Origin of the sequence: Micromonospora citrea (genome assembly GCF_049629545.1) — a bacterium.
Taxonomy (GTDB): domain Bacteria; phylum Actinomycetota; class Actinomycetes; order Mycobacteriales; family Micromonosporaceae; genus Micromonospora; species Micromonospora citrea_A.
In genome coordinates, this window is the sequence record NZ_JBNADX010000038.1 from 1 (window position 1) to 15288 (window position 15288).

Here is a 15288-nt window from a genome sequence, read left to right on the forward strand (position 1 = left end):
GGCGGGGGCGGGGGGGGTGGTCAGGCGGCGGGGGCCTTGCCGAGGGCGACCTCGGCCTGCTCCTCCGGCGTGGCGTCCGGTGGGGCGTCGTTCGTCGAGCGCAGCGGGATCTCCCGGATGAACCAGGCCAGCACCGGCACCGCGACGGTGAAGAACACCGCCCAACCGAAGACGTGCGAGACGGCGTCGGCAAGGCCGCCCAGCACCGTCTCCCGTAGCTGTGGCGGCAACTGCCGCAGCTTCTCCAGGTCCATGCTCTGACCCTCGCCCGTGCCGCCCCCGCCGAACGCGCTGCCGGCCGGGGAGTCGGCGAGCCGGTTGGCGAAGATCGCGCCGAAGAGCGAGACGCCGAACGAGCCGCCGATGGAGCGGAAGAACGTGGCCGCGCCGCTGGCCGCGCCGAGGTCCTTCTGCGCGACGCTGTTCTGCGCGATCAACATCGTGGTCTGCATGAGGAAGCCCATGCCGACGCCGAGCACGACCATGTAGAGCGAGGACTCGGTCTTGCTGGTGTCCAGGTCGAGCCGGGTCAGCAGCGCCATGCCGGCGGCCATCACCACGCCGCCGACGATCGGGTACGCCCGGTACCGGCCGGTCCTCGTGATCGCCCGGCCGACGACCAGCGAGACCACCAGCATGCCGAACATCAGCGGGAGCAGCAGCAGGCCGCTGTTGGTGGCCGATGCCCCCTGCACGGTCTGCTGGTAGAGCGGCAGGAAGTTCATCGCGCCGAACATGGCGAACCCGAGCAGGAAGCCGATCACCGAGATCAGCGCGAAGTTGCGGTTGGCGAAGAGGCCGAGCGGCAGGATCGGCTCGGGGGCGCGCCGCTCGACGAGACCGAACGCGGCCAGCGCGACGACGGCCAGCACGGCCAGGCCGAGGATCTGCGGCGAGGTCCAGTCGTAGGAGTTGCCGCCCCAGGTGGTGACCAGCACGATCGCGGTGATGCCGACGGAGAGCAGGGCGGCGCCCAGCCAGTCGATCCGGTGCTCGGTGCGGTACCTCGGCAGGTGCATGGTGGTGGCCAGCACCAGCAGCGCGACCCCGCCGAGCGGCAGGTTGACGTAGAAGGCCCAGCGCCAGGAGAGGTTGTCGGTGATGAAGCCGCCGACCAGCGGCCCGGCCACCATGGCGATGGCCATGATGCCGGCGATCATGCCCTGGTAGCGGCCCCGCTCCCGGGGCGGCACGAGGTCGCCGATGATCGCCATGACGCCGACCATCAGGCCACCGGCGCCGAGGCCCTGCACCGCGCGGAACCCGATCAGCTGGATCATGCCGTTGTCGGCCCCGCCGAGCAGGTCCGAGCCGGACATGCCGCAGAGCGCGGAGCCGATCAGGAAGAGGACCACCGAGGTCAGGAAGACCGCCTTGCGGCCGTACAGGTCGCCGAGCTTGCCCCAGATCGGGGTGGAGACGGTGGTGCCGAGGATGTACGCGGTGACGATCCAGGTGAAGTGGTCCGCCCCGCCGAACTCCAGCGCGATCCGCGGCAGCGCGGTGCTGACGATCATGTTGTCGAGCATCGCGAGCATCATCGCGATCATCAGACCGAACAGCACGACCCGGACGTTCGGCCGCACCGCCGCCTGGCTTTCCTGACCCATCGGTAAGCTCCCCCGCGAGACGTGACCCGCTTACTTGCCGGCCGGCTAGTCACCTTACTAGCCGCACGGTAAGTTGGGTACCGAGTAACGGTCAACGAGACAGGTGGTCCGGGTGAGGGAGAGCACAGGCGGCACGCGCCAGCGCATCCAGGCCGTCGCGCTGGAGCTCTTCACCGAGCAGGGGTACGAGAAGACCTCGCTGCGCGAGATCGCCGAGCGGCTGGGCGTGACCAAGGCCGCGCTCTACTACCACTTCAAGAGCAAGGACGAGATCGTCAACAGCTTCGTCGAGGACCGGCTGCGCCGGATGGACGAGCTGATCGCCTGGGCGCGGGCGCAGCCCACCTCCCGGGACACCCGGCACACGCTGATCGCCCGGTACGCCGAGACGATGTTCGCCACCGAGCAGCCCTCGGTGATGCGCTTCTTCGAGCAGAACCAGACCGTGCTGAAGAGCCTGACCGCCGGCCAGCAGATGCGGGAGCGGATGTTCCAGCTCGCCAACGAGCTGTGCCGGGGCGACGACTCCCCCGCCGCCCAACTGCGCGCGACGCTGTCGCTCTTCGCCGTGCACAGCAGCTGGTTCGCGGTACGCGCGCCGAACATCACCGACGACGAACGCAAGAGGATCGCCCTCGACGTCGCCGACGAACTGCTCGCCGGGATCGGCGACCGCCCCGGCGGCGGCGCGACTCAGGGCTGAGCGGGCAGCGCCAGGCGCAGGCCCAGCAACTGGACCCCGGGCACCGGCGACCAGTCCTTCTCCGGTGTCCGGACGAAGCCCATCCGCCGGTAGAGCCGGTGCGCGGCCACGGCGAAGCCGTCCCGGACGCAGATCACCACCGCCGTGCAGCCCAGGGCGCCGGCCCGGTCGACGCACGCCCGGACCAGGGCCGCACCGGTGCCGAGGCCCTGGGCGGCCGGGTCCACGGCCAGCATCCGGAACTCGGCCTCGCCGGGGCCGGACAGCTCGGCGTACGGGGTGCCGGACAGCACGAAGGTCACCGATCCGAGTACCGCCCCGCTCGCCCGGTCCACGGCCACCAGCACCTCGCCGGCGACCGCCCGGGCGGACACGTCGGCGAGCACCTCGGCGTACCCGTGTTCCCCCTTGAGCTGCCCGTCCGCCTCGTACGCGGCGACCGTCAGCCGGGCGACCGCGGCGAAATCAGCCGGAGTCGCCGGGCGGACCGTCGGGCCGGTCAATCGATCACGGCGATCAGGTCGCCGTCCTGCACGACGTCGCCCTCGTTGACGGCGAGCTGCTTGACCACGCCGTCGGACTCGGCGACGACCGGGATCTCCATCTTCATCGACTCGAGGATCACCAGCGTGTCCCCCTCGGACACGGTGTCGCCCGCCGACGCGACGACCTTCCAGACGTTGGCCACCATCTCGGCGCGGATCTCCTCGGCCATGTTCCGGCCCTCCCTCTCGCGAATACCTGCCGACGTATCCAATCATGCGGGCGCACCGCGCGGGTGGGGAGCGGCATCCGTGCGCTCTCGCGTCGGACGGCTCGGGCGGCCGCCGAGCGCGGGGGCGGCCACCGGGCGCTGGGGCGGCCACCGGGCGCTCGAGTCGGTGCCAGGGCGAGAAGCGGGCAGAGCTGCGGTCCCTGCGGGCGCGGGCGGATTCGGCGGAAGGGCGGTCCCGACGCGCCGCCCCGGCGGACGATGGCGGGGCCCGGCCGCACTAGCATCAGCGGGTCGGACCCGGGCGCCGGGACGACCGGTGCGTGCGCCGGCGTCGGGGTCGCCGCGGCAGGGATCCGACCATCACGAGGAGGTCAGCATGGCGAAGAAGGCCCGCAAGAAGAAGGCCCGGAAGAAGAGCGGCGCGAACCACGGCAAGCGCCCCAACTCCTGACACCGCCCGGCGGGACCGCCCGCCGGCGCAGGATCGGACGCCAGTGGCCCGGGTCGGATCGACCCGGGCCACTGGTGTGTCCGTGTTCAGTCGGCGAGTTCGCGCGACTCGCTGGCCTCGAAGACGACCAGTTCGGTGAGGCGTACCCGCAGCCGCTCGCGCAGCTGGTCGGGGGCGGTCTCGTTGCCGCAGCAGCGGGCCACGAGCGCCTTCACCTCCTGCTCGATGCCGTACTCGCGCAGGCAGGGCCCGCACTCGTCGAGGTGGTGGCGGATCAGGTCCCGCCGCTCCTCGGCGCACTCCAGGTCGAGGTAGAGGTAGACCTCCGCCAGCACCTCGCGGCAGTCCGTCTCGTGCGGCTCTCCACAGCTCACGTCACACCTCCCGGCCGGCGGCGGCGGTCGAACCCTTCGACGACGGCGCGGAGGTGAAGCCCCGCTCCGCGGCGTACCGTTCGAGCAGCTTGCGCAGATTACGTCGACCGCGGTGCAGCCGCGACATCACCGTGCCGATCGGCGTGCCCATGATGTCGGCGACCTCCTTGTAGGAGAAGCCCTCGACGTCGGTCAGGTAGACCGCCAGCCGGAACTCCTCCGGCAACTGCTGGAGGGCCTCCTTGACGTCGCTGTCCGGCAGCCGGTCCAGCGCCTCGGTCTCGGCCGAGCGCAGACCGCTGGAGGTGTGCGACTCGGCCTCGGCGAGCTGCCAGTCGGTGATCTCCTCGGTGGGCGCCTGGATGGGCTGGCGCTGCCGCTTGCGGTAGGAGTTGATGTAGGTGTTGGTCAGGATCCGGTACAGCCAGGCCTTCAGGTTCGTGCCCTGCTCGAACTGGTGGAAGGCCGCGTACGCCTTCAGGTACGTCTCCTGGACCAGGTCCTCGGCATCCGCCGGGTTGCGGGTCATCCGCAGCCCGGCAGCGTAGAGCTGATCGACGAAGGGCATCGCGTCCCGCTCGAAGCGGGCCCTGCGCTCGTCCGTCTTCTCGGTGGTCAACCGCACATCCCCTCGCGTCGGATGCTTTCCCGCCGAGGATACGCGTACGGACCTGCCCGCAGATTCAGTTCCGGCGGGTGTGCCCGTGCTCACCGCTGCCGCGCCGCCCACCGTCGCGGGCCATGCCGGGGCGTCGAGCAGCTGCCTGAGCTGCCGCGCCTCCCGTTCGTCCCGTTCCCGGCTCCGTGTCTCGGTCGGCACCGGTCACCCCTCTCACCAGATGTCGTCTCCGGTGGTGGTAACGCCCGGTCCGGGGCCGGACATTCCGCCGGTCACCCCCGTTCCTGGTCCCGGCCTCGGCGGAGACCGACGCTGGACGCCTCGGCGGAGGCCGACGCTGGGACCAGGAAGGGCCTGGGAGGGACGGTGTGGTCGCCCGAACCGGGCGGCCGACACCATCCGATGCAACGACGATTCACCGCAACCGGAAACGGTCCCGGCCATGGTCAAGATCACACCGGTGGGCACCGCCGGTCGCCGCACGCCGGCCCGCGCCGCCGCCTCCGGAGCAGGCGACCCGGTAGCGGCCTCGGACGGCGACGGCCGTCAGGCCGTGGCCCAGCCACGACCGCGCAGCCAGCCGAGCACCGCGTCGGCCACGCCGGCCGGATCGCCGCGCAGGTCGTGGCGCTCACCGGGGCGGACCGCCACCTCCACCGGGCCCTGGGCGGCGGGCAGGCCGAACGGGTCCCGGTCGCCGTTGACCACGAGGGTGGGCAGTCCGGTGGTCAGCTCCGCCGCCCGTGACCGCTCGGGCCGGCCGGGCGGGTGCAGCGGGAAGGCCAGGGCCACCACCCCGGCGGCACCCACCGCCCTCGCGCCGCGGCAGGCCACCCGCGCGCCGCTGGACCGCCCACCCACCAGCAGGGGTACGCCGGGGAACCGCTCGCGTAGCACGGTCAGCACCGCCGCCCACGCCTCGTCGAGGTGCCCCGCCGGAGCCGGCGCGCGCCGGCCGGCCACCCGGTACGGCTGGGTCACCCGCGCGACCGCCACCCCCGCCCCGACCACGGCGTCGCGGACGGCGACCAGGTCCGGGGCGTCGACGTCGCCGCCCGCGCCGTGCCCGAGCACCAGCAGGGCGACCGGTGGACCGGCCGGCAGGTCGGTCCGCACCCGTGCGGGTCCGCGTGGGGTGTCGAGCTCCTCGTGCTGCGGCATCCGACCATTCTGCGGCCCTCGGCCGCCGCACCCCGGCCGGAACCCGCACCGGCCCACGTCACCCGACGTCCCGGGCGGCCCGGGCGGGCGGTCAGCTCAGCGGGACCAGGGTGAGCAGGCGATCGCGCACCGGCGGGCCGGCGTCGTCGGCCGCGTCCGGATCCGGCTGGACCTCGCTGCGCCAGGCGACGAGCATGGCGCGCCGCTCGCGCGGCGTGGTGCCGCCCCACACCCCGTGGCAGTCACCCACCTCCAACGCCCAGGCCAGGCAGGAACCCTGCACGTCGCAACTGCGGCAGAGCGCGACGGCGGCGTCGGCCGGTTCGTTGGGCGCCGGAAAGAAGGTCTCCGGGTCCACGCTCTGGCAGGTTCCTCTGGTCCGCCAGGCTTCGTCCTGTCGCCGTTCCCGCAGTGCCCGCAGCAGTCGCGGATCTCGTCGTGCGGCGGCCACCTCGTGCGGTCGGGGCATACGCGCCCGGGTCATCACACCCACCTCCCCCGTGGGACCGGCAAGATCGACGGGCGTCGTTCGCACCGCGCGAGGACGCTCCCAGTGCCGGCGCTCGGTTGTATCGCACCCGTGGAGGCGGGGACAAGGGGCTGTACACAAAGATGGCTGAAGATCCGACCGACGTTTCGCCCGGAACTCTGGCAATTGGTACGCGACAATGTCGCGTGAACGACAATCAGAACAGCGTGATTTCCTCCCCGGCCCGCTCGTCATCGGGCAGCGACACCCGTTCGATCAGTCCGGGCCCGTCGTTGCGGACGTCGCCCACCGCCCGCCCGACCGGTCGGATCTCCAACCCACCGAGCCACTGCGCCGGGGGTGGGACGAGCAGCACCGCCGGGTCGTCGGCCGGGGCGAGCCAGTCGTCCCAGCGCTCCCGGGGCAGCAGCAACGGCATCCGGTCGTGCACCTCGGCCAGCTCACCCACGGCGGCGGTGGTCAGCACGCTGAAGGTCAGCAGCGACTCCCAGCGCGACCAGATGCCGGCGAAGGCCAGCACCGAGCCGTCCCGCGGGGTCATGTAGTAGGGCTGCTTGCCACCGTCGGGGCGGCGGACCCACTCGTACCAGCCGTCGGCGGGGACGAGACAGCGTCGGCGGGCGAACGGGGCGGCGTACGCCCGGCTGGTGGCCACCGTCTCGACCCGCGCGTTGATCATGCGGGCGGCGCCGGCCGCCGAGCGGGACCAGTGCGGCACCAGCCCCCACCGACCCACCGACAGCACCCGGCCGGCGTCGGCGTCCACCCGGACCAGGGGCACCGGATCGGTCGGGGCGACGTTGTGGTCCGGCCCCAGCCCGCCGCCGGTGTCGTCGTACGACTCGAACAGCGCGCTCAGGTCGCCCGCGCTCCGGGTCGTCGCGTACCTCCCGCACATGGCGCACACGCTAACGCCCCACGCGCCGGCCGGCTGTCCCGCCAACCGGGAGCAGCGCCGCCGCCCGGGTCCCACGGGCCGACGGACTTGGCAGAATGTGACCGTGGGGAATCTGACCGCGACCCGGCCGCCGCAGCCGTGGACCGCACCGACCGCCAGCGACCCGGTGTCGGCGACGCTGCGCCTGCCCGGGTCCAAGTCGATGACCGCCCGGGCGCTGGTGCTCAGCGCGCTGGCCACCGGCCCGTCGACCCTGCACGGGCCGCTGCGCGCGCGGGACACCGAACTCATGGCGGGCGGGCTGCGCGCCATGGGCGCCCACGTGTCGGTCTCCGACGACGAACGCTGGCTGCTCCGACCGCACCCGCTCGTCGGCCCGGCCCACGTCGACGTCGGGCTGGCCGGCACGGTGATGCGCTTCGGGCCGCCGGTCGCGGGCCTGGCCGAGGGGCGGGTCACCTTCGACGGCGACCCGCAGGCCCGGGTGCGTCCGCTGGGCCCGCTGATCGGCGCGCTGCGCACCCTCGGCGTCCGCGTCGACGCCCCCGCTACCGGCAGCCTGCCGTTGGTGGTGCAGGGCACCGGCCGGGTCACCGGCGGCGAGGTGGTGATCGACGCCTCGGCCTCCAGCCAGCTCGTCTCCGGGCTGCTGCTCGCCGGAGCCCGGTTCGACCGGGGCGTGGTGGTCCGCCACGAGGGTCCGCCGGTCCCCTCCGCCCCGCACCTGCGGATGACCGTGCAGATGCTGCGCGCGGCCGGGGCGGCGGTCGACGACGGCACGCCGGACGTCTGGGTGGTCGAGCCCGGCCCGCTGACCGGCCGTGGCTGGGAGATCGAACCGGACCTCTCCGGCGCGGTGCCGTTCTTCGCCGCCGCGCTGGTCACCGGCGGCGAGGTGACCCTGCAGGGTTGGCCGCGCAGCAGCGCCCAGCCGGTCGAGCAGCTCCGCTCGCTGCTCCAGCGGATGGGGGGCGAGGTCACCCTGGGCACCGCCGGGCTGACCGTGCGGGGCACCGGCACGGTGCACGGCCTGGTGGCCGACCTCTCCGACGTCAGCGAGCTGACCCCGGCGCTGACCGCGCTGGCCATGCTGGCCGACTCCCCCTCCCGGTTCACCGGCATCGCGCACATCCGCGGTCACGAGACCGACCGGATCGCCGCGCTGGCCCGCGAGTTCGCCGCGCTCGGCGCGGACCTCACCGAGAGCGACGACGGGCTGGAGATCCGGCCCCGCCCGCTGCGCGGCGGGACCTTCCGCACGTACGCCGACCACCGGATGGCGCACGCCGCGGCGGTGGCCGGGCTCGCCGTCCCCGGCATCGAGGTGGACGACGTGACGTGCACCTCGAAGACCATGCCCGAGTTTCCGGCACTATGGTCGGCGATGGTGACCGGCAAGAGCTGAGGCGGAGACAGGAGGCGGTCCTGGCGACCAGACGGCGGGAGTACGACGAGGACGACGTACGGGTCCGGCCCGGGAAGTCCTCGCGTCCACGCACCCGGACCCGGCCCCGGCACGCCGACGCGGTCGACGGCTTCGTCATCGCCGTCGACCGGGGCCGCTACACCTGCGTGCTGTCCGAGGCGGCCCCCGACGCCCCCGTCGTCACCGCCATGCGGGCGCGGGAGCTGGGCCGCAAGTCGGTGGTGGTGGGCGACCGGGTGGGCCTGGTCGGGGACACCTCCGGGGCGGCCGGCGCGCTGGCCCGGATCGTCCGGATCGCCGAGCGCCGCTCGGTGCTGCGGCGCACCGCCGACGACGACGAGACCACCGCCGAGGGGCGGCTGGAACGGGTCGTGGTCGCCAACGCCGACCAGTTGGTGATCGTCAGCGCGCTGGCCGACCCGCCGCCGCGCACCGGGTTCATCGACCGCTGCCTGGTGGCCGCGTACGACGCCGGCATCGAGCCGCTGCTCTGCCTGACCAAGGCGGATCTGGCCGGGCCGGACCAGGTCGTCGGCTACTACGCCGAGCTGGAGCTGCCGTACGTGCTGATCCGGCCGGACTCCGACCTCGACGCGCTGCGGTCGCTGCTCGCCGGCCGGGTCTCGGTCATGGTGGGCCACTCCGGGGTGGGCAAGTCGACGCTGGTCAACCGGCTGGTGCCGGACGCGGCGCGGGCGGTCGGCACGGTCAGCGCGATCGGCCGGGGCCGGCACACCTCCACCAGCGCGGTGGCCCTGCCGCTGCCGGCTGCCCCGGGGGTCGCGCCGGGTGCGGTCGCGGGCTGGATCGTCGACACCCCGGGGGTGCGCAGCTTCGGCCTGGCCCACGTCTCGGCGGAGAGCCTGCTGCACGGCTTCCCCGATCTGGTCGAGGCGACGGTGGACTGCCCGCCGAACTGCCCGCACACGCCCGACGAGGCCGACTGCGCGCTGGACGCCTGGGTGGCCGCCGGGAAGGCGGACCCGCGCCGGCTGGCGTCGTACCGCCGGCTGCTGGCCTCCCGGTCCGGCGAGGGCGACGCGCGGGAGCCGGAGCGCAACCCGGGCGATCCGCTCGCCGGGTCGTGACCGGGCCCGCGCGACCCGGCCGGCGGGTCCGGCCCGGGCCGCCGCTACCGTTCCTCCCATGACCGGGTACGCCGACGACATCGCCCTCGCCCACCGGCTCGCCGACGCCGCCGACGCCATCTCGGCGGCCCGGTTCCGGGCGCTCGACCTGCGGGTGGAGGCCAAGCCGGACCTGACCCCCGTCTCGGACGCGGACACCGCGGTCGAGCGGGCGATCCGCGCGCTGCTGGCCGAGCACCGTCCCGGCGACGGCCTGCTCGGCGAGGAGTACGGCGAGCAGCCCGCCACCGGGCCGGACGGGCGGCGCTGGGTGGTCGACCCGATCGACGGGACCAAGAACTTCGTCCGGGGCGTACCGGTCTGGGCGACCCTGATCGCGCTGTTGGAGGGCGACCGGCCGGTGGTCGGCCTGGTCTCCGCCCCGGCGCTGGGCCGGCGCTGGTGGGGCGTGGCCGGCGAGGGCGCGTACGCCGGCCCGGACGCCGCCTCCGGCACGCCGATCCGGGTCTCCGCCGTGCGGGACCTCGCCGACGCCAGCTTCTGCTACTCGTCGCTGACCGGCTGGGAGGAGGCGGGCCGGCTGGACGCCGTGCTCCAGCTCATGCGCGACACCTGGCGCAGCCGGGCGTACGGCGACTTCTACGGTTACATGCTGCTCGCCGAGGGCGCACTGGACGTCATGGTGGAACCGGAGCTGTCACTCTGGGACGTCGCCGCGCTGGTCCCGATCGTCACCGGGGCCGGGGGCGCCATGACCACCCTCGACGGCCGTCCCTCCCCTGGTGGGAGCAGCTCCGACGAGGTCAGCGCGATCGCCACGAACGGTCACCTGCACCCGGACGTCCTCGCCCGGCTGGCTCGGCCGACCGCGCGCTGACCCCGGGGCACCCTCTATCCTCGCCAGGTGGTGTCCTCCGGTTGGTGCTTCCTCGCGGCCATGATCGTCGCGTACGGCTTCGCCAACATGCTGCAGTCGGTGGCCGCGGCGCGCACGACGGTGCACCACACCTTCGATCCGGGGCTGCTGCTGCGGCTGGCCGGGCACCGCACCTACCTGATCGGGCTGCTCTGCCAGGTGACCGGTTTCGTGCTGGCCTTCCTGGCCCGCCGGGACCTGCCGCTGTTCCTGGTGCAGGCGAGCGTCGCCGCCGGTCTCGGGGTCACCGCCGTGCTGGGGGTGGTGGTGCTGAAGTGGCGGCTGCCGGCCGCCGAGGTGGCGCTGCTGGTGCTCCTCTTCGGCGGGATCACCGCGCTGGTGCTCTCCGCCCAGCCGGCCCCGTCCAAGGGGCTCGGCACCGCCGGTCTGATCGCCCTGGCGGCCGCGCTCGGCGGCATCGCCGTGCTCGGCTTCTTCGCGGTACGCCTGCACGGCTCACCGGGTTCGGTGGCGCTCGGTTCGCTGGCCGGGCTGGCCTTCTCCGCCGCGGCGGTCGCCGCCCGGCCGCTGGCGTCGGCCTCCTCGCCCGAGGCGTTCGTCCGCGACCCGCTGCTCTACCTGCTGATCGCGCACTCGCTCGTGGGGCAGCTGCTGCTCGGGCTGGCCATGCAGCGCGGCTCCACCACCGCCGCCGTCGCCGCGATGGACGCCGCCGGCGCGGTGCCGGCCGCGATCATCGGCCTGCTGCTGCTCAACGACAAGATCTGGCCGGGCCGGGAGTGGCTGGCCGCCGTCGGCTTCCTGGTCACCCTCGCCGCCGTGATCGGCCTGACCCGGTACGCCGAGCCGCAGCACCATCACGCCGTGGCGGGCGAGCGGGAACGGGCGTTGGTCGGGGCCGCCCGGGGCCGGACGGTCCCCCCGAGCTGAGCGCCGCTCAGGCCTCGACCGGCTTGCGCTTGCCCACCACCCGCTCGTAGAGGCGTTCCAGGGCGCTCGCGGTGCGTTCCCAGGTGTAGCTGCACCGGACCCGGTCGACCGCCGCGTGCCCGTACGCGAACCGCCCCGCGTTGTCGGCGAGCAGCCGGCGCAGCGTCACCCCGAGGGTCCGGACGTCGCCCGGCGGGACCAGCCGACCGGTCACCTCGTCGACCACCGCGTCGGCGATGCCGCCCATCGCGTAGCCGACCACCGGCACGCCGCAGGCCATCGCCTCCAGCGACACCCGACCGGCGGACGAGTAGTGCGCGGTGCAGGCCACCACGTCGGCGGAGCGGTACCAGGTCGGCATCTGCTCGTGCGGGACCGCGCCGACCAGCGTGACCTGGTCGCCCACCCCGGTCCGCTCGGCCAGCTCGCGCAGCCGGCGGGCCTCGGTGTGGGTGGCGAGCTGCTCGGGCGGCGGCCCGCCCGCGATGACCAGCTCGGCGTCGCCGACCAGCCGCATCGCCCGGATCAGGTCCTCCTGGCCGTGCCCGGGGGTCAGCCCGCCGACGGAGAGGATCCGGGCCCGCTGGTCGCGCGGGGCGGCTTCGCCGTCGGGGTGGAACCGCGTGATGTCCACGCCGGCCGGCACCATCGCCACCGAGGTGCGTTGCAGACCCATCCGGGTCAGCTCGTCGACCTCGTCGTTGCACTGGGCGACCGCGATGTCCACGGCCCGGGTCAGCGCCCGCTCCAGCGGGATCCGCGCACCGGGGCCGTCGTAGCCCTGGCCGAGGTGGCGCAGTTGTTCGACGCCGAGGGAGTGGAAGGTCTGCACGACCGGGATGTCGGTCTCGCGTACGGCGTGGGCGGCGGCCAGGCCGCCGATCCAGTAGTGCCCGTGCACCACGTCCGGGGTCCACTCCCCGGCCCAGCGGTCGGCCAGCCAGCGGCCGAACTCCGCCACGTACGCGACGAGCTCGGCGGTGGGGGTAGGTCGGGGCGGCCCCACGGGCACCCGCTCGACGCGGTAGCCGTCCAGCTCGACGCTCTCCGGCAGGGCCGGGTCGGCGCGGCGCTCGTAGACCCGTACGTCGTGGCCGCGCCCGGCCAGCTCGGCGGCGACCCGCGCGATGTGCTCGTGGGTGCCGACGGCAGAGCCGTCCGCATGCCGGGTGGGGCCGGCGTGCGCGAAGACGAGGCCGACGCGCATGGTGCACCTCCATGCGTACTGCGAGGGATGGGTCCTCCGGTCAGAGGGTCCCATTAACCCGGGCCCGACGAGCCGAAACCTGGCAGATCGGGACCAGCCAACGTGAGTTGGACGAGCCGGGCCGGCCACCGGTCGGGGCGTCCGGCCGCCGACGGTGATGCCGTTGCCGCACCGGGCCTGCCACCCACCGACCGGACCCGCCCGGCACCCCGCTCCCCCTGATCCCTTTCCGCCACTCAGGATCGGCGGGGTGTGGGCCGCATGACCCGGCCCGGTCGGGGGTACCGACGAAGAATGCCGCTGACCTGCACTCTCGCCGACGCCACCGTGGTGATCACCGGCGCCTCCAGCGGAATCGGCACCGCCACGGCCTACGCGCTCGCCCGCCGGGGCGCCGACGTCGTGCTCGCCGCCCGTACCGAGCCCGCCCTCGAGGAGGTCGCCCGCCGCTGCCGGGAACTGGGCGGCCGGGCGCTGGTCGTACCCACGGACGTCACGGACCCGGTGGCGGTGGAGGAGCTCGCCGTCCGGGCGGCGTCCGAGTTCGGCCGGATCGACGCCTGGATCAACAACGCGGCGGTCAGCGCGGTCGGGCTCTTCGACGAGATCCCGGTGGCGGAGTTCCGCCGGGTGGTCGAGGTCAACCTGCTCGGGACCACGTACGGCATCCGGGCCGCGCTGCCGTGGCTGAGCGCGTCCGGCGGCGGGGTGCTGGTCAACAACGCCTCGGTGCTGGCCGAGGTGGCGATGCCCTACCAGTCGGCGTACAACGCCACCAAGCACGGCATCCGAGGTCTGGCCGACACCGTCCGGCAGGAGCTGCGGGTGACCGGGCGGGGCAACATCTCGATCTGCACGGTGCTGCCGGCGACCATCGACACGCCGTTCTTCCGGCACGCCGGCAACCACACCGGCCGGGAGCTGGTCCCGCCGCCGCCGGTCTACCCGCCGGAGGTCGTGGCGGAGACGATCGTCCGGCTGCTGCGCCGGCCCCGGCGCGAGGCGTACGCGGGCGGCGCGGCGCGGCTGGTCGGACTCCAGTGGCGGCTCGCGCCGGCGCTGGCCGAGCGGGTGCTGGGCTGGTACGTCCACCGTACCCAGTTCGGCCCCGCGCGGGCCGTGGAGAGCAGCGGGAACGTCTTCCGCCCGGACGCGGAGGCGGTCCGCGACGGCGGCTGGGAGGGCCGGCGCCGGCAGCTGGTCCGGATGACCACGGCGTTCGGTCTGGCCGCCGCCGGCACCGCCGTCGGCACGGTGGCCGCGATGGCCCGGCGATCCCGGTCGGGCCGGCGGTGAGCCGCCGGGACCGGCCGGGTGCGCGTCCGGCCGTCGGCGTGCACAATGGGACGATCATGCCGACGGACGCGCGTTGCCTGGTGGAGTCGGACGAGTCGTCCGCAGTCGTGCGGTTGAGTGGCCTGCTGGAGCCGACCGCCGCCGACCGGGTGCGTGACGCCCTCCTGGCCCGGCTGAGCGCCCGGCCCGGCCCGATCGTCGTGGACGTGGCCCGGCTCCGTTCGACGGGCGACACGGCCGTCCGGTTGCTCGCCGAGGTACGCCGTACGGTCACCGACTGGCCGGCCGCCGACCTGCTCGTGCTCGACCCGAGCGGGGCTGCCACCGAGAACTCCGGCGACCTGCCGGTCTGCGCCAGCCTCGACGAGGCCACCGCCGCGTTGGCCCGTACCCCGATGGCGGCCCTGCTCACCGTGGACCTCTCCCCCGTCGTGGGGGCGGCCCGGCGGGCCCGGGAGCTGGTGGCCGACGGTTGCGCCCGGTGGGGTGTTCCCGAGCTGACCGAACCGGCGGCCATCGCGGTGACCGAGATGGTCAACAACGTGGTGGCGCACGCGGGCACCCCGATGACGGTCCTGGTCGCGCCACGGGACAGCGCCCTGCACGTCGCGGTCCGCGACCACTCGCGGCGGCAGCCCGCGTACGCCGGGTTGGCGCCGATCACCTCGACCGGGGGACGCGGTCTGCTGCTGATCGACACGGTGGCCCGGCGGTGGGGCAGCACCGCGGTGCCGGACGGCAAGGTCGTCTGGTGCGTCCTGTACGCGGAGGACGAGGCCGGGCACCGGGGCTGACTTCTCCCCTTTCGTCCCGATTGCGGGTCCCGGGGCCGGTTACCCGGGGGGTGGCAGTGGGTACGGATCAGCCATGCGCGACGACGAGTACCCGACCCCCGTGTCCGACCCCGAGGCGCAGGGCCTGCCCGACACCGCCGACGACGACTCGACCGCCAACGACGACGTCCTCACCGGCCGGGAGGCGGACGGCCCCGAGCCGGCCCAGCTGCCCGGTGACCGGACGCCGGTCGCGGTGGACCAGTTCGGCACCACCGCCGACGAGCAGCTCGACGGCGAGTCACTGGACTACAAGCTCCACCGGGAGCAGTACGAGCGCGCCCCCGACGACCCGCTGGCCGCCCCGGTCGACCCGGACATCGCCGCCGAGGCGGACAGCGACGAGGCCGCCGCCCAGGCCCAGCTCGACGCCGACGTGATCGACCCGGGTCCCACCTCCGACCCGCACTCCCCGGTCTCCGTCTACGACCACGGCCAGCTCGGCACCGTCGCCGACCACCAGGTCGGCCGGCTGGTCGAGCCGGACGAGGGGGCGCACACCGACCAGGAGACCGACAACATCGCCTACGACGCGGGCGCGGCCGGTGGCGGCGCGAGCGCGGAGGAGCTGGCGATCCACGAGACCCGGCCGCCCGAGTCGCGCTGACCC

At 74.2% G+C, this 15288-nt stretch carries 18 protein-coding genes; 9 read left to right on the top strand and 9 right to left on the bottom strand.

The window, feature by feature from the left end; translation table 11 throughout:
• Positions 1–20: 20 nt before the first annotated feature.
• Entirely contained in the window at positions 21–1610 is a 1590-nt protein-coding gene (locus ACPFP2_RS27795; RefSeq protein ID WP_424092896.1) for an MDR family MFS transporter, read from the bottom strand.
• 112 nt (positions 1611–1722) lie between these two features.
• Here ACPFP2_RS27795 and ACPFP2_RS27800 point away from each other — a divergent pair, with 112 nt between their 5' ends.
• Positions 1723–2313, top strand: coding sequence for a TetR/AcrR family transcriptional regulator (locus tag ACPFP2_RS27800; RefSeq protein WP_424092898.1), 591 nt, complete (start codon positions 1723–1725; stop codon positions 2311–2313).
• Here ACPFP2_RS27800 and ACPFP2_RS27805 read toward each other — a convergent pair.
• Both ACPFP2_RS27805 and ACPFP2_RS27810 read right to left on the bottom strand, forming a co-directional pair.
• Entirely contained in the window at positions 2304–2816 is a 513-nt protein-coding gene (locus ACPFP2_RS27805) for a GNAT family N-acetyltransferase (RefSeq protein WP_424092900.1), read from the bottom strand. The two genes, ACPFP2_RS27800 and ACPFP2_RS27805, sit on opposite strands and share 10 nt — an antisense overlap.
• Complete coding sequence (locus ACPFP2_RS27810; protein ID WP_088973021.1) at positions 2813–3028, bottom strand: biotin/lipoyl-binding carrier protein; 216 nt, start codon at positions 3026–3028, stop codon at positions 2813–2815. Before ACPFP2_RS27810 ends, ACPFP2_RS27805 begins: the two co-directional genes overlap by 4 nt.
• A 376-nt stretch (positions 3029–3404) precedes the next feature.
• Here ACPFP2_RS27810 and ACPFP2_RS27815 point away from each other — a divergent pair, with 376 nt between their 5' ends.
• Complete coding sequence (locus tag ACPFP2_RS27815; protein WP_369700219.1) at positions 3405–3479, top strand: 50S ribosomal protein bL37; 75 nt, start codon at positions 3405–3407, stop codon at positions 3477–3479.
• 86 nt (positions 3480–3565) lie between these two features.
• Here ACPFP2_RS27815 and rsrA read toward each other — a convergent pair whose 3' ends face one another.
• The 5 genes from rsrA to ACPFP2_RS27840 all read right to left on the bottom strand — a co-directional run bounded on the left by rsrA (position 3566) and on the right by ACPFP2_RS27840 (position 7021).
• Positions 3566–3853, bottom strand: a complete 288-nt coding sequence (rsrA, locus tag ACPFP2_RS27820; RefSeq protein ID WP_088975890.1) for a mycothiol system anti-sigma-R factor — start codon at positions 3851–3853, stop codon at positions 3566–3568.
• Between the two features lies 1 nt (position 3854).
• Positions 3855–4673 (bottom strand): sigma-70 family RNA polymerase sigma factor, encoded by an 819-nt coding sequence (locus tag ACPFP2_RS27825; RefSeq protein ID WP_088975891.1) that lies wholly within the window; start codon positions 4671–4673, stop codon positions 3855–3857.
• A gap of 345 nt (positions 4674–5018) precedes the next feature.
• Positions 5019–5633 carry an alpha/beta family hydrolase gene (locus ACPFP2_RS27830; RefSeq protein WP_424092903.1) on the bottom strand — a complete coding sequence of 205 codons (615 nt, stop codon included), beginning with the start codon at positions 5631–5633 and terminating at the stop codon, positions 5019–5021.
• A gap of 91 nt (positions 5634–5724) precedes the next feature.
• Entirely contained in the window at positions 5725–6117 is a 393-nt protein-coding gene (locus ACPFP2_RS27835; protein ID WP_088979381.1) for a WhiB family transcriptional regulator, read from the bottom strand.
• Positions 6118–6319: 202 nt separating this feature from the next.
• On the bottom strand, positions 6320–7021 hold the full coding sequence (locus ACPFP2_RS27840; protein ID WP_424092906.1) for an SOS response-associated peptidase: 702 nt from the start codon (positions 7019–7021) through the stop codon (positions 6320–6322).
• 103 nt (positions 7022–7124) lie between these two features.
• Here ACPFP2_RS27840 and aroA point away from each other — a divergent pair, with 103 nt between their 5' ends.
• Genes aroA through ACPFP2_RS27860 form a run of 4 tightly spaced genes read left to right on the top strand, consistent with a single transcriptional unit; the run spans position 7125 to position 11342 of the window.
• Entirely contained in the window at positions 7125–8426 is a 1302-nt protein-coding gene (gene aroA / locus ACPFP2_RS27845; protein WP_424092908.1) for a 3-phosphoshikimate 1-carboxyvinyltransferase, read from the top strand.
• On the top strand, positions 8396–9535 hold the full coding sequence (gene rsgA / locus ACPFP2_RS27850; RefSeq protein WP_424092910.1) for a ribosome small subunit-dependent GTPase A: 1140 nt from the start codon (positions 8396–8398) through the stop codon (positions 9533–9535). The genes aroA and rsgA overlap by 31 nt, the downstream gene beginning before the upstream one ends.
• A gap of 58 nt (positions 9536–9593) precedes the next feature.
• On the top strand, positions 9594–10412 hold the full coding sequence (gene hisN / locus ACPFP2_RS27855) for a histidinol-phosphatase (protein ID WP_424092912.1): 819 nt from the start codon (positions 9594–9596) through the stop codon (positions 10410–10412).
• A gap of 27 nt (positions 10413–10439) precedes the next feature.
• Positions 10440–11342, top strand: coding sequence for a hypothetical protein (locus ACPFP2_RS27860; RefSeq protein WP_424092914.1), 903 nt, complete (start codon positions 10440–10442; stop codon positions 11340–11342).
• A gap of 7 nt (positions 11343–11349) precedes the next feature.
• Here ACPFP2_RS27860 and ACPFP2_RS27865 read toward each other — a convergent pair whose 3' ends face one another.
• Positions 11350–12549 carry a glycosyltransferase gene (locus ACPFP2_RS27865; RefSeq protein ID WP_424092916.1) on the bottom strand — a complete coding sequence of 400 codons (1200 nt, stop codon included), beginning with the start codon at positions 12547–12549 and terminating at the stop codon, positions 11350–11352.
• Between the two features lie 294 nt (positions 12550–12843).
• On the opposite strand from ACPFP2_RS27865, the gene ACPFP2_RS27870 reads away from it, so the two are divergent.
• The 3 genes from ACPFP2_RS27870 (at position 12844) to ACPFP2_RS27880 (ending at position 15285) form a co-directional block, all read left to right on the top strand.
• A complete protein-coding gene (locus ACPFP2_RS27870) occupies positions 12844–13845 on the top strand; it encodes an SDR family oxidoreductase (protein ID WP_424092918.1) in 1002 nt (333 codons plus the stop codon).
• A 56-nt stretch (positions 13846–13901) separates the two neighbouring features.
• Positions 13902–14639, top strand: a complete 738-nt coding sequence (locus ACPFP2_RS27875; protein WP_424092920.1) for an ATP-binding protein — start codon at positions 13902–13904, stop codon at positions 14637–14639.
• A 73-nt stretch (positions 14640–14712) separates the two neighbouring features.
• Positions 14713–15285, top strand: a complete 573-nt coding sequence (locus tag ACPFP2_RS27880) for a DUF5709 domain-containing protein (RefSeq protein ID WP_424092922.1) — start codon at positions 14713–14715, stop codon at positions 15283–15285.
• The last annotated feature ends 3 nt before the right edge of the window (positions 15286–15288 follow it).

Bases quoted from the DNA above. Each gene is read 5' to 3' on its own strand.
- ACPFP2_RS27795 (WP_424092896.1), bottom strand. From the start codon at position 1,610: ATGGGTCAGGAAAGCCAGGCGGCGGTGCGGCCGAACGTCCGGGTCGTG.
- ACPFP2_RS27810 (WP_088973021.1), bottom strand. From the start codon at position 3,028: ATGGCCGAGGAGATCCGCGCCGAGATGGTGGCCAACGTCTGGAAGGTC.
- ACPFP2_RS27830 (WP_424092903.1), bottom strand. From the start codon at position 5,633: ATGCCGCAGCACGAGGAGCTCGACACCCCACGCGGACCCGCACGGGTG.
- ACPFP2_RS27835 (WP_088979381.1), bottom strand. From the start codon at position 6,117: ATGACCCGGGCGCGTATGCCCCGACCGCACGAGGTGGCCGCCGCACGA.
- ACPFP2_RS27840 (WP_424092906.1), bottom strand. From the start codon at position 7,021: ATGTGCGGGAGGTACGCGACGACCCGGAGCGCGGGCGACCTGAGCGCG.
- rsgA (WP_424092910.1), top strand. From the start codon at position 8,396: ATGGTCGGCGATGGTGACCGGCAAGAGCTGAGGCGGAGACAGGAGGCG.
- hisN (WP_424092912.1), top strand. From the start codon at position 9,594: ATGACCGGGTACGCCGACGACATCGCCCTCGCCCACCGGCTCGCCGAC.
- ACPFP2_RS27865 (WP_424092916.1), bottom strand. From the start codon at position 12,549: ATGCGCGTCGGCCTCGTCTTCGCGCACGCCGGCCCCACCCGGCATGCG.
- ACPFP2_RS27870 (WP_424092918.1), top strand. From the start codon at position 12,844: ATGCCGCTGACCTGCACTCTCGCCGACGCCACCGTGGTGATCACCGGC.
- ACPFP2_RS27875 (WP_424092920.1), top strand. From the start codon at position 13,902: ATGCCGACGGACGCGCGTTGCCTGGTGGAGTCGGACGAGTCGTCCGCA.
- ACPFP2_RS27880 (WP_424092922.1), top strand. From the start codon at position 14,713: ATGCGCGACGACGAGTACCCGACCCCCGTGTCCGACCCCGAGGCGCAG.